At 69.8% G+C, this 12,280-nt stretch carries 8 protein-coding genes and 2 pseudogenes; 2 read left to right on the top strand and 8 right to left on the bottom strand.

Features of this window, described 5'->3' with window-relative positions; all coding sequences use genetic code 11:
* The 4 genes and pseudogenes from BHU15_RS19405 to BHU15_RS19420 all read right to left on the bottom strand — a co-directional run.
* Positions 1-831: pseudogene (locus tag BHU15_RS19405) on the bottom strand (hypothetical protein); the annotation flags it as partial.
* On the bottom strand, positions 828-1,472 hold the full coding sequence (locus BHU15_RS19410) for a WhiB family transcriptional regulator (RefSeq protein ID WP_069628343.1): 645 nt from the start codon (positions 1,470-1,472) through the stop codon (positions 828-830). The pseudogene BHU15_RS19405 and the gene BHU15_RS19410, both read right to left, overlap by 4 nt.
* A gap of 105 nt (positions 1,473-1,577) precedes the next feature.
* Positions 1,578-2,333: an ATP-binding protein gene (locus BHU15_RS19415; RefSeq protein WP_079128243.1), complete on the bottom strand. Its 756-nt coding sequence runs from the start codon at positions 2,331-2,333 to the stop codon at positions 1,578-1,580.
* Positions 2,330-3,346, bottom strand: a complete 1,017-nt coding sequence (locus tag BHU15_RS19420) for a hypothetical protein (RefSeq protein ID WP_069628344.1) — start codon at positions 3,344-3,346, stop codon at positions 2,330-2,332. Before BHU15_RS19420 ends, BHU15_RS19415 begins: the two co-directional genes overlap by 4 nt.
* 1,357 nt (positions 3,347-4,703) lie before the next feature.
* Between BHU15_RS19420 and BHU15_RS19425 the strand changes: the two genes are divergently transcribed.
* The gene (locus tag BHU15_RS19425; RefSeq protein WP_069628345.1) at positions 4,704-5,672 is read left to right on the top strand and encodes a helix-turn-helix transcriptional regulator; all 969 of its coding nucleotides are present in this window, start codon (positions 4,704-4,706) and stop codon (positions 5,670-5,672) included.
* A 295-nt stretch (positions 5,673-5,967) separates the two neighbouring features.
* Entirely contained in the window at positions 5,968-8,259 is a 2,292-nt protein-coding gene (locus BHU15_RS19430; RefSeq protein WP_255293151.1) for an NB-ARC domain-containing protein, read from the top strand.
* 5 nt (positions 8,260-8,264) lie between these two features.
* On the opposite strand, the gene BHU15_RS19435 is transcribed toward BHU15_RS19430, so the two are convergent.
* The 4 genes and pseudogenes from BHU15_RS19435 to BHU15_RS40180 form a co-directional block, all read right to left on the bottom strand.
* On the bottom strand, positions 8,265-9,899 hold the full coding sequence (locus BHU15_RS19435; RefSeq protein WP_069628349.1) for a hypothetical protein: 1,635 nt from the start codon (positions 9,897-9,899) through the stop codon (positions 8,265-8,267).
* Positions 9,900-10,644: 745 nt separating this feature from the next.
* Positions 10,645-11,301 carry a helix-turn-helix transcriptional regulator gene (locus tag BHU15_RS19440; RefSeq protein WP_069628346.1) on the bottom strand — a complete coding sequence of 219 codons (657 nt, stop codon included), beginning with the start codon at positions 11,299-11,301 and terminating at the stop codon, positions 10,645-10,647.
* Between the two features lie 103 nt (positions 11,302-11,404).
* Complete coding sequence (locus BHU15_RS41405) at positions 11,405-11,539, bottom strand: hypothetical protein (protein WP_255293152.1); 135 nt, start codon at positions 11,537-11,539, stop codon at positions 11,405-11,407.
* Between the two features lie 178 nt (positions 11,540-11,717).
* Positions 11,718-12,280 (bottom strand): annotated as a pseudogene (locus tag BHU15_RS40180) (endonuclease/exonuclease/phosphatase family protein); the annotation flags it as partial.

The following is a 12,280-nucleotide window of genomic DNA, read 5'->3' on the forward strand; positions in this document are numbered from 1 at the left end:
GAGGGGGACGGTGGCGAGGGTGTGTGCGTGGCGGCGGGCGGCGAGCTGGTCGAGGAGCTGCGCGCGCTGCTTGGGGTCGGTGCCGACGGCGGCTCTGCCGAGTGCCTTCGACAGCTTCCGTGTGAGGCGTCGCCCGCGCCACTTCTGCCGCTGCTGGGGTGTGTGGTCGGCGAGGCGGGTGGCGAGGGTGACGGCGCGGGTGGTGGCGCGGTCGCGGGTGATCTGCGCGGCGTCGCGGTCGCGGGCGGCGATGCCCAGACGTGACAGGAGGCGCTCGCGTGCTTCCCGTCCGAGGCTGGCGAGGAGGCCCTGCGAGGCGGCGTCCGGCTTGTGCAGGCGCAGTTCGATGCCCATGGCCAGGTGCCAGAGCATCGCGGCCATGAGGGGGCCGACGAAGGCCCGTACGGTCCCGCCGACCGGACCGGACTCGGCGTATGCGGGGATGATCTGCACCCCGGTGATCACCCACACCAGGCTCCCGGGAAGCCCCGGCACGCCCTGGCTGTTCAGGTTCTGCCGGGCCATCAACGCGGTCGCGAACAGGGCCAGTTCCGCGGCGCCGAACATCGCGGCACGCTCCAGGGTGCCGGCCATGTCGAGGTAGGCCGCGGCGAAGCGCCAGCTCGTGTCGGCGCTGTAGGCGGTGCAGCCGACCGCGGCGAGCGCCGCGACCTTCACCGCCGGACTGCCCGCCGGACGCGGGCTGCGCGTGGTGCGGCGGCGGCTCGTCCACCCCGCGACGGCGAGGGACAGCACACCGGTGACCGCGATCCCGGCCGCGAGAAGCACGGGCAGGCTGGTGATCGAACCGGGGGACAGGAGGTTGCTCATGCTGCCTTTCCGAGAGGGGCGTTCGCGGTGTTGGTTCGCACTGGGCGGGCCACCGGCCGACTTGCCGCGCTCTTGCCGTCGGGGGCGGGGTTGTCCGTCTTCGGTTGGGCTGGTGCTTTCTTGCGTTTCTTCCTGGGGATGCCCTGGTAGCGGTCGCGGTCGAAGACCTTGTTGGCGACCTGCCGCAGCAGGTCACGGGCATGCTGGGGGCTGATCTGCAGAGCGACGGCGAGGCGGGCCGGTCGCCACCCGCGTACGTAGGCGTGGTCGACGACGGCCTCGCGCTCCCGGGCGGTGAGGTGCACGTCGCGGCCGTTGAAGAACGCGATCACACGGCTGTAGTCCATGCGCTGCGGCAGCCCGTCGTGCCAGGGACGGCGCTCCGCCTTGGTCAGCCCGCCCCAGGTGCCTTCCTTGATCCCGTTCTCCAAGGCGTGGTTGAGGCAGTCCCGCCGCACCGGGCACCGGGCGCACAGGGCTCTGGCTTCGGCGATGGCACAGAGGTCGCGCGGGCGCGGGAAGAACAACTCGTCCGCCTCCTCGGGGTCCATGCCGTAGCACGCGCCGCGCACGTGCCAGTTGGTGTCGCCGACGGAGCGCAGGCCGGTGGCCGGCGTGGTGTGGGTGGTGATGTGGCGCAACGTTGTCTCCGGTTCACGGCTCACTGCCGGCACGGCGGGCACCGGCGGGCGACACGGTGCGGTGCGGCGGTGAGGGCTGGTACGGGGATGAGGGGATCGCCGCGGTCAGCGGCGGGTGAAGCGGCGGTCGGGGCCGGTGAGTTGGACCGCGGTGCACATGCCGGACAGGCGGGACAGGACGCGGTCGCCGACCTTGTCGCGCAGCACCGGCTGCCCGTCCGGGGTGCCCGCGTCGCGCAGCGGCGGCAGGTTGCTCGTGATGAGCGTCGGCAGGCGGTTCTCGGCCCGCCAGTTCAGGAGCCGGAAGTTGATCTCCTCGGTCCACTCCGAGCCCTTGGCGGCGCCGAGGTCGTCCAGGAGCAGCAGCGGGACCCGGGTGATTCGGTAGAGCAGGTGCTCCAGGTCCGTTCCCGGGCGGGGGCGCATCTGGGCGTAGAGGTCGGCGGCGGTGGTCGCGTGCCAGGCCACCCCGCACCCGGCGGCGGTCAGCGCGCGGATCGCCCCGTATGCCTGGTGGGTCTTGCCGGTGCCGGTGCTGCCCCACAGCAGCAGCGAGGGGCCGTGCGCGAGCCGCCGCCGCCCGGTGGTCCCGTACGGCGGATTCGCCGTACCCGTGGACGGCGCGACCGACGCGTCCGCCAGCGCGCGCACCCACGCCGTGACGGCGGGATGCTCGGCGACCGCGTCGCGGTAGGCAACGGGTATCCGCTTCTGGGCGGCCTGAAGCGCGGGGTCCGGCTCCGGGCGGTCGGGCAGAGCCGTCGCCGGGTCGATCCCCCGTGCGGTGAGCTGCGCCTGGAGGCGTGTGCGGAGCCGGTCCGAGATCGCGGGCTGCGGGTCGCTGAGGTGTACGCGGGTCACAGGCTGCCTCCGAACGTGGTCGGCTCCGGCGTGGCCGGGTTGAGATACGGCGTGTACGCAGCGCTGGCCAGAGGCCCCGCGCCGGAGGCGGAAGCGTGCGCCAATGTGCCTTGCTGCGGTGAGGCGTTGAGGACCTCGTTCACCACGCTCGGCAGGACGCTGGGGTGCAGGCCCTTGGCCCGCAGCCGCTCCAGCGCCGTACGGACCGTCTCGGGCTCGAACCGCTCCTCCAGCAGGACCTTGACCTTCCGGCCCAGGTGGGCGAGGAAGTCCTCCGGAGGACGGCGCGCACATCCGGCGACGTACTCCGCCACCAGCTCCTTCGCCGACACCGTCACCGGGAGGGCGGGAGGTGCGGGTGCCTCGCGCCCCCTAGGTACAGATCCAGGATCCAAGATCCTAGATCCAGACGACGAGCCCTCGCGAGGATGCGGCGAGGCTTCCACGAAACGCCCCTGACCTGCTGTTTCTCCGCCAGGAGAACTGGGCCGCGCCGACAGGCGGACACCGCTCGCCTCAGCGGGGGCACCGGCCGGGGCCCGGGGGCCGGTCGGTGGCATATCGGGCGATACCGGGTGATCGAGCCCTCGACGAGGACTCGTCGAAACCTGGTCCGAGCGGGTGGTGGGGCAGGGACCCTCGGTGCAGGAGCCGCACTTCTGCTCCGCCTGATGCCCCGTGCAGCGGGGCACCCGCGAGGCGGACGGGCGGTCGATCTTCTGATGCCGCTGCCACGTCACGATGTGCAGATAACTGCGCCCGTCGCAGCCGGTGTAGCGGCAGATCACTCCGGCGGCGGCCAGCTCCTCCAGATCCCGGGCGACGTGGGCGGGGGTGTGCTCGGCGCGCAGCGCCCACAACCTGCCTGCGATGATCGCCGGGTGGTCACGGAAACGCCCGGTGTCGTCCGCCAGGGTGAGCAGACCGAAGAACGTCAGCGTCGCGGTCACCGAGCACTCCGCGAGCGACTCCGACTCGAACGCCTCCGGCTTGATCGTCCGGATCCGCGCCATCAGACACCGCCCCCGTACAGCCGCGCGAAGCCGGGTACGACCCGCCGCCGACGGTGGACGTCGGCGATCGGGCGGGGGACCTTCGCCCTTTTGCGCGGGGCAGGCGGCATGGAACACTCTCCTCTGTGGTGAAGGCCGCGCCGGTATGCCCCGTAGGAAGGGCCGGTGCGGTGGTTGGGGTGACGCTCGGTTCACACGTGCACGGAGCGTCACTTCGGCTTTGGCGTCCGGGAGCAGCAACTCCCGGGCGCCGTCGCCGTTTCAGGGCCGGCTGCCTGGCCCTTCTGTGCTGCGCGTGACGCAGCGCGCCTCCTTGTCGTGCCCGCCGCTGGGCGGGGTGCCCGGCGAGCGACGACGAACATAAATGCCGTTTCCGGCAACAGTCCACAGGTGGTTCTAGAACTTTCTAGAAGTCGCAGACGTCGGCGTCGGGGCGGGGCCGCCCGGGGGAAGGGAGCGCCGTCCGGAATATCGCAGGGAGAGTGCTGGATTCCGTCTGTCGAAACCCTCCAGAATGCCGCGCTGCAAAGTTACCGAAGGAGGTGCCGGGATGCCGAGCCGTGGAGAGAGCCGAGAATGCAGCGCTGCATAGTGGTTTCCGGATTGTGATTCTTCCGCTCGCGCTCGCGGCCTGAGGGCGATACGGGTCACCGCTTCCTGAAGCTGTTCTTCCGTGTGCCGCAGATCCCTGCCGGATCCGGCAGGACGGGTGATTATGGCATGCCGCAGCAGATCTGACGATCGGTAACTCACCAGCTTCCGCTGGGCAGTTCGCCCATTCACGGGACGCGGGAATGCCGGGCCGCCGCTGCCGGATCTCCGGTGCCGCCGTTCGGCCGAACCCCTCGTGATGATCTTCACTCCTGCGCACCCCTCCCGGTTGCAACGTTCTGTTGATCGCTGCTGCTCAGGGGCATCTAAGCGAAGGTCTCACGTCGGCGTCAATGACTGGTCCGGTCCAAATTGACGCGCGTAGATTCCGGGCATGCCACCCGCGCCCGCCGCCGCTCCCAGGGCGTAAGTCGCCTGCGGTGGAGGGGAAATGACGGGCAGACATGTGTGACGCAGAGAGTCGGTCAGGGCGCGGCCGAGGGTGCGGCGTCCGGGAAAACGAATATCGGCAAGCTTTTGCCGATTCTGGCGACGGCTGCTTTTCCGCAGGTCGACATGTCCCTTTCGCGGATCAGTGTCGCGGGATGTCCAGCGCCGAGCTCGTTGAACTCAGGATGATCTTCATTCGGTATTGCGTATGGTCTGTCGCGGACACAGGGCCGGGGGTCGGTGAACTTGGGTCGCCCGCCCTTTCCTTGCCCAGAAACGTTGCGGCCCGCGCCGCACACAGCGAGAGGGGAAATTCATGGACGCGACCGGACCGACGCCCGGCGACAGCGAGTCCGCCGACGAGGAGACTTTCCCCGGGCAACTGCCTTTTGCCGAAAGGTACATGGGATTCGGCAACCTCCTGCGCACCTGGCGCAGGGCCGCCGGCCTCACCCAGCCCCCGGTCGCCCGGGTCCTGGGCATAGCGATCCGCACCTACGGCAGTATCGAGCGCGGTGCGGCACCGGCCCGGTTCTCGCGCGAACAGTGCGACGCCCTCGCCGGCCTCCTGCGGCTCGACCCGGACGCCCGTCACGCGCTGCTGCTCCACAACGTCGGCACGACCTTCGACGTCTCCCACCCCGACAGGCGCCCCCCGCTGGAGGAGGCCATGCGCCTGCTGATCGAGGAGCAGCCCTCACCGAGCCTTCTGTGCGACCGCCACTGGAACGTCCTCGCCTACAACAGCTTCATGGCCTCGTGGTGGCCGTGGGTGACGGCGCCGGGCGCCAACCTGCTGAGGTGGGGACTGCTGGACCCCGAAGCGCGCATACAGCACCACAACTGGCGAGATCACGCCAACAGGATGGTCAGGCTGCTGAAGTTCGCCCTGGCGGGCCGGCGCGACGACCCCGCACTGGCCCGGCTGGTCGAAGAGGTCCGCGCGGACCCCGACGTGCTCCAACTGTGGGAATCGGCCTCCGAGGTCGCCGAGAACCGCGACGGCCAACTCCACCGGATGAGGGTGCCGGCGCTGGGCTGGAGGACCGTCGAACTCGTGAGCCACACCCTCCACCCGGCGTCCCTCCCCGACAGCCGCCTCATCATCTTCACCCAGCTCCAGGAACCTGAGCACAGCGAACTCCCCGCACGACCACGGGAGAGCGTGAGCGTTCGGAGAACGGACCAGCCCACCCCTGCGCTTGCGGACCAGGCGGCGGATGCGCCGTCCGGTGCGGCGAAGGGCGGCCGGCGCACCGCAACTCGCACACGTGCTCGCTCCTGAACGTGGCTCGTTTCTCGAAGGCGCGCCGGGCGTCGGACTATCCATGCGTTGGTGATCTCTCTACGGTGGTGAGTTGATCGGTCTGTGTGCGGGTGGGATGCAAGGGGGCTTGGTGGAGGCGGAATTGGCGGCGCTTGCCGCGTCGGGGGCAACGGCCCTGGTGGGGGCGATGGTCACGGAGTCGTGGGAGCAGGCCAGGACGCGCTTGACACAATTCTTCGCCCGGCGTAGGCAGTCTCGGGAACCCGGCGAGGACGAGGAGGGTGCCGCTCTTGACGAAGGTCGCGCACAGCTCGTGGCGGCCCGGGACGCGGACGATGAGAGTGCCGCGGCCGATGTCGAGACGGACTGGCGGCGGCGGCTCAGCCAGTTGCTTGAGGAGGAGCCGGACGCGGCCCAGGAGCTGCGCCAGTTGCTGTCCGACCTTGCTGCCGCGCAGGCACCGGTCAACGCGGTGACACACGGCGGGGTGCAGTACGGTGCGTTCCAGAACTCGCAGATCCACGGCGGTATCACCTACAACGTTCACCCGCCCGTGCCTTCCGAGGCGGTACCGGACGAGGTCCCCGCGCTGCTTACGCCCTTTGTCAACCGGGTGGCTGAACTGGCCCGTTTGGACGGCTCGGTAGCCCCGGCCGGTAGCGGTTCGGACCATGTCGATGTCCTGGTGCTCGGCGGGACCCCGGGGGTGGGCAAGACGGCTACGGCCACCAGGTGGGCCCACAAGTCCCGTGATCGTTTTCCCGATGGTCAGTTGTACGTGGACTTCGCGGAGTTGCGTGGTACGCGCGGCGGCGGCGACGTGTCCGCGGCGGTGGGGATGTGCCTGCGGTCGCTGGGAGTGAAGGACACGTATCTGCCGCATTCCCTGGCGGAGCGGACGCGGCTTTTCCGTACACGGTCGGCCGGGCGGCGAATGCTCCTGGTGCTGGACGATGTCAACGAACCTGCCCAGGTACGGGCGTTAGTGCCGCAGGGTTCCGGCAGCGCAGTCCTCATCACGAGCAGTGCGAAACTCGGTGAACTGACTCTCGACGGGGCGAGGCTGCTGTCTCTGTCCCCTCTCGACACCCACAGCGCGCTGCGTATCCTCGCCGACCGGTGTGGTCAGGAGAGCGTCGCCGCCGAGCCGGAGGCCGCCGAGCGGCTGGTCGAGCTGTGCGGCGGGTTGCCTGTCGCCCTGCATGTGGTGGCTTCCCTGCTGCTGACCAGGCGGCGGCTCACCATGGCTCGTTTGGTAGAGGAACTGTCCGACGAAGCCAGCAGGCTGACCGTGATGTCCCTGGGAAGGGAGCGCTCGGTGTCCGCAGTGTTCGACTCCGCCTACCGGCAACTCGCCTCCGGCGAGGCGCACTTCTACCGGCTGCTCGGCTGGCTGCCGTGCCGTACCTTCGACGCCGGCACCGCGGCCGTCGCCACGGCGACCGACACGGCAACCGCGCAGTCCCTGCTGGACGTTCTGGAGGAAGCCGGCCTGCTCACGCTCACGGGCGACGACCGCTACCGCTTCCACGACCTTCTGCGCCTGCATGCCCGCGAGCGTGCGTCCGCGCAGGAGCCGGTAGACGCGCGAAGGGAAGTCGTTCAACGGCTGGTCACCCACTACCTCGCGCTCGCCGCGTTCGCCGACCGGCGGGTGCGGGCGGACCGGCTGCGTATCGCCGAGCTGGATGGTCTGCTGGAGCGCGCCACGGATCCTTTCACGGCGGTGGACGCGCCGGATCCGCTGGACTGGCTGGACGCGGAGCGCTCCAACATCCTGGCCGTCCTGCGTGAGGCGTACCAGTTCGGCCTGCACACTGAGGTGTGGCAGCTCGCCGAGGCGTTCACCGTGCTGTTCCTGCACCGCCGGCACCTTGGGGACTGGAAGGAGTCGCTGGAGCTGGGGGTGGCGGCTGCCTCGGCGTCCGAGGAACTCGTGCCCGCCGCCGAGGCACGGCTGCGTGCCCTGCTGTCGCGTCCGCTGATGGACCTGGCTGAACTGGATTCGGCGCGTGAGCAGTTGGAGGCGGCGGTCGCCTGCGCGGATGCCGCGGGCCGTACTGACTTGAGGGCCTCGGTCATGGAGTTCTCCGGGCGCTACTGGGACCGGGTCGACCCCTCACGTGCTGTTGAGGTCTACCAGCGGTCCCTCGACCTCAACAGGGAGGCTGGGCAGGTCCGCGGAGCCGCGATCGCGTGGCTCTTCCTCGGCAGTGCGCAGGACGCCGCCGGGAATCCCGGCCAGGCCCTGGAGAGCCTGCGGCATGCTCAGCAGGCCCTGTCGGACGGGGAGGAGCCTGACCTGCGGATGGCGGCCCGCGCGGTCCTTGCCACCGGCCGGGCACACGATCATCTGGGCCAGACAGAACAGGCCATCGACGCGTTCGGTGAAGCCGCCCGTGTGCTGAAGGAAGAGCGGGCCACCCACTACGAGGCGGAGGCGCTGCTGGCACTGGCCGCCATCGCGGAGCGACCCGGCGAGGACCGGACACATCTGCGGGAGTACTTGACCAGGGCGCTCCTGATCCACGAGGACGGAGGCAGCCCGCTCGTGGAGGAGCTGCGGGAGCGGCTGCGACGCGCGGACGAAGAGGGCGGAGCGTAGGGGCTTTAAGGGGACGTCTTGGCGGGGCGCAGGCGCAGGACGATGTCCTCGGTGCGCTCGCCCAGGCGCAGGGTCACCGGCCCATCTGGGAAGGGACGGGCGGCGCGGAGCAGTGTGTAGACGACCGCAGCCACTTGGCCGGGCTCCGGGGCGGGACCCGTCACCGTCGCCGTGACGATTCGGCCGTCCCGCGAACCGACAACAACAGTACGGAGACCGGTGACGGTCGCGGTCAGCAGGCAGCCGGGAAACCGGCCGAGGGTGTCGGCGATCCACGTCAGCGCCCCGACGACGGTCGGCGCCGGCCGTTCGGCGAGGACGACGGACGCGCTCTCGGCGAGGTATCGGTCCTTCTCACTTTCTCCGACCGCCAGGTGCGCATATGTGCCGGGGCTCTCGGTTCCGGGACCGGCTACCGAGGCGGGCACGCGGCGCACGGTGACCGTTGGCCCCTCCGTCGGCTCCTGGGCGGTGAGCGTGGTGGTGACCCGTAGCGCTGGGTAAGGTGCCGCCGTGTCGGATGCTGCTTCCGGAGGGTCGAGGGTCGGCGGGCCGGGCGACGGCCAGCGTGGTTCGGGCAGGCGGATCAGCCGGTAGAGGGCCTCGCGCAGACGGGCGTGAGCGTGCCCCGGGTCGGCGAACGCGTGCTGGGCCAGGGCGGCGCCGGTCTTCTGATCGCGGCTGTCGATGACCGTCACGACCTGCCGATGAAGGTCGGCGCGCGGGTCGAGCCGTGGTGCCCTCTCGGAGAGGACGCTTGCCGCTGTGCGCGGCACCGCGTCGTGTCCGAACGCTCCGAGCAGCAGCGGGATACCGAGTGCGGCGCCGTACAGCGTCACGGATCCGTGGTCGCCGATCACCAGGTCAGCGGCGACCAGGGCAGGGCGCCAGGAATGGACGGGTGGAACCAGGATCAGCCCCGCCTCGATTGCCGATGCCAGCAGGACGCGGACCTGCCAAGCGCCATGTGCGGCCCACACATTGGGATGCAGTATCAGCGCGACGCGGTATTCGTCGTAGGGGAGCGAGGCGAGCAGGCGTGCCGGCAGGTCCGGCTCCCGGCCGATGAGGGACGTGGCGCCCCAGGTCGAGCTCACCACGACCAGTCGGCGATCATTACCCACGCCCAACACGGCCCGGTACGAGGCCCGCTGGGCGCGGCTGGCCCGCAGCTCGTCGAAGCATGGGTCACCGACCAGAAGCGTCCGCCCAGCCGTCTTCGGATGTGCGGCAAGAAGCTGCTGCTCCTGGTCCGGGTGGGAGAGGGCCAGCCAGGCCCTGCCGGCTTCGAGCAGTCTGTCTGGCACGACACCGGATAGCCGGGTTCCGGACGTACGTGAGTCAGGAACCATCTTCTGGAAGCCCACCCCGTGCGGCAGCACGAGAACGGGGCAGTCACCGTCGGGGACATCGATGTTCTCACTGGCCGACAGGATGAGATCGGGCGCCGCCTCAGCCAGCTGATCCCACGGCATGACGCGGCAGCCCGCATCGCGCATCAGGTCCAGGACCCCGTCACTGAACGCCGATGTCGGGTCGTGGGCGAAGACGACGGAGATTCGGCTGTCGTCACGCACCAGGGCTGGCAGGCATTCCAGGACGCGTACCGTCGAGGTGACCGTCCGGGCCACGACGACCAGGGTCCGCTCGGCAGGGAAAGTGCTCCACCGCCGGGCGTCACGCCCTACTGGGACACGCAGATGCGGGCTATTGTGCACGGGCACCCCGGGAAACTACATAAGCCGACCATCGCGGATCGCGGATCGCGGCAATTCTGGCTCTATCGCATCTCACGCCGGCAAGCAACCCCTTCAATCACCCCTGGTTCATGCGGAGATCCACAGTACTGGCGGATGATGCTGGCACACCCCCCCTGCTCAAGAGGCGGTCCGGTACCGTCCCCGCCCTGACGCTAGGTCACGGACAGGGTCGGGTGCCGGGCATGTATAGGTTGGGTGCCCGGTCCATCGAGGTGGCCGTCTCGTCTGGTCGCGGTCAGATCGGAGAGTCCGGGAATGCATGTGCGTCGTTGTCCGGCGGCAGAATTGACCTGTGCACGCTGACACGTGGCGGCACCTTGGTTCTCAGTCGCAGGTTCGAACCGAGCGAAGGGTCATCCAAGGCTTCGGGCGTCACCGTCAAGGCGTTGACGTCCCGGCGCTGGTTGCGTCGTGGCCAGGCCACGCAGGAGTTCCTCCGTGAACGCAGGAAGGTACACGAGCGGTGGACGTCCGCAAGCAGCCCGGGTCTTCAGCTTCTATTCGCCGTTGATCGAACGACGCCACAGACCGTGGTCGAGGACGATGGACTGGCTGGCCTGGAGGTGTTTCACGGGCGGGAAGCGTCCATTTGCCGGGGCGCGGGGTGCTTGTCTGACGGCTGGATTCAGATCAGTCCTTGCCGCACGGCGTAGGCGACCGCGTGTGCCCGGTTGCGCAGTTGCAGCCTGGTCATCACGGCATGCAGCACGTTCTTGATCGTGCGCTCCGAGTAGGCGAGCTCCGTCGCGATATCCGCGGTGTCGTATCCCTCGGCGACCAGCCGCAGTACGTCCGCCTCACGCGCCGCCAGTCCGGTGAAATGCAGACCGCGCGGGCCGAGCACCTGACCCTGTAGCCTGCCGACCTCTTCGAGGAGACGGCCGAGCAGGTCGGAGGGGAGATGCCCCTCGCCTCGCGCGACCGTGCTGATGACATGCACCAGGTGCTCCGGCGTGGCCTCGGACCGTCTGACCACACCGGCGACACCGCACTCCGCCGCGCTCACCAGCTTCTGCTCGTCGATGCCGGTCGTGACCAGGACGGTGCGGCAGTCCGTGGTGCGTTGGATGCGGCGCAGTGTTTTCAGCGCCTCCTCGTCGACCGTGTCCACGACGACGAGCGCGACCTGGGGCGGGGCCTCGGCGTCCCAGGTCGTGACGGTGACCTGGGGGCGCGGTCTGAGCTGGCTGGTGATACCGGCGAGTGAGATCGGGTCGGGTGCCTGGACAGCCACCGAGATCCGAGGCGTGACGCACGCGTGGCCGCTACGTTTCGCCGCCATGTTCTCTCCTCTCGTGGTCCACGGGTCCGGCCGCCGGGCGGCCCTGTGGGGGAGCGGTGGCGGAGCGCGTGCATGGGCACCCCTCGGGACCCCGGCGGTCCGGTTACTTGTCGCGGGCGTCGCGGGCGGAGTCCTTCGCGTCTTCGACTTCCTGCTCGGAGGCGGTCCCCGTGGCAAGTTTCGCGATCAGGTCGGCGAAGTCGTCATCGTCGAGGTTGTCAATGTTCTCGGCCGCCATGGTCTCTTCCTTCACTGGTGTACGAACGGTGTCAGCCCGGGATGGGCGGGGATTCGGTTCCGTGCGGCCCGCTTCTGCGTCCGTGCTGGCCGGTCTGCGGTTCTCCGGACGTGTTCGCGCCGCGGGGGCGCCGGGCGGCACCACGGCACGGAAGCCTTCTCGGGGTGCGGCGGACGGGTCAGGCGGCGGCGGGCTGGGGCTGGTTGAGCAGGTCGGTGAGGGTGGTGCTGTCCAGGCGCAGCCGGAGGGTGTGGTGGTCGGAGAGTCCCGTCGTGTCGATGACGTCGACGTGGGTGACGGCGGGCAGGAGCAGCGTGCTGGCGTAGATGCGGTCGATCCGTGCGTCCGGCCCGTGCGTGTCGCAGGCGTCGACCGTGGGGGCGACGGCGATTTTGTCGTTCTTCGTCTGTGCGAGGTGGCGTGCGACGTCCTCCAGGCCGGCGGTGCGCAGGATCTCGTCCGGCCGGGTGTCCATGACCCGTTTGCCGTCCGGGCCGACGATGGACCGGTGGAGGCGGTGCGGCCGGTTGGGAATACGGTCCAGCTCGGGGAGGGGCGGGTCGCCGGGGGTGCCGGGGACGGGGTAGGAGTTGTTGTCGCCGCCGAGCAGCGCGGGCACACGCACGGGTATGCCGTCGGGGTTGGTCCACTGCTTGTCGTTCCAGGTAGTCAGCCACTCGGCTTCGCTCTGGCGGGTGGTGGGTGAGGCGTAGTTGAGGTGGTAGCTGCCCAGGGCCAGGG

It is taken from the genome of Streptomyces niveus, from assembly GCF_001723055.1.
Taxonomy (GTDB): Bacteria; Actinomycetota; Actinomycetes; order Streptomycetales; family Streptomycetaceae; genus Streptomyces; species Streptomyces niveus.